A 567-nucleotide genomic window follows, 5' to 3' on the forward strand; every position below is an offset into this window, starting at 1 on the left:
TGTTGCTGTGTGGCTTTCCATCATAGCTGAAGCTTTCGCTTGCTGCTGTAATGGTCACATCTTTTGGTGTTACAGTTAAGGTTCCGTTCTGAGGTGTGATCTTATACTTAGCCGTCACATCCTCATCTCCGTTCATTACCTTGTAACCGTCCTTTACTGAATTGTTCCCTGTAGATGTATCTGCTACATTGACCACAGTTCCGGTCGCTTCTGCTACCAGGTAGTCTCCTTCTGCCAGGATTCCGTCTGTTACCCTCACTTCTGCATTGCTGTGCTCGGTTCCGTCATACAGGAAGCTTTCGCTTGCTGCTGTGATGGTGATTTCAATCTGCTCACCGTATTCCATGGTCAAACTTCCGTCCATGTACTGCACGCTGTAGTTGCTCTCCTCACCGCTTGTGAATGTATGGCTTACTACCTTATTATCCACGGGGCTCTGGCTTGGGTAGGTGATGCTTCCCTCTACTACTGCGCTTATCGTATCCGTTCCTACGTTTCCGACCACTTCATACCCATTGTTGCTGTGTGGCTTTCCATCATAGCTGAAGCTTTCGCTTGCTGCTGTAA

General features: G+C 48.1%; 1 protein-coding gene. It reads right to left on the minus strand.

Translation table 11 applies throughout. The features are described from left to right. Positions 1–567 (minus strand): hypothetical protein (locus tag CLFS41_RS30205; protein WP_045094048.1); only part of this gene is annotated, 567 nt, incomplete at both ends.

Source organism: Clostridium sp. FS41, assembly GCF_000954015.1.
GTDB lineage: Bacteria > Bacillota > Clostridia > Lachnospirales > Lachnospiraceae > Enterocloster > Enterocloster citroniae.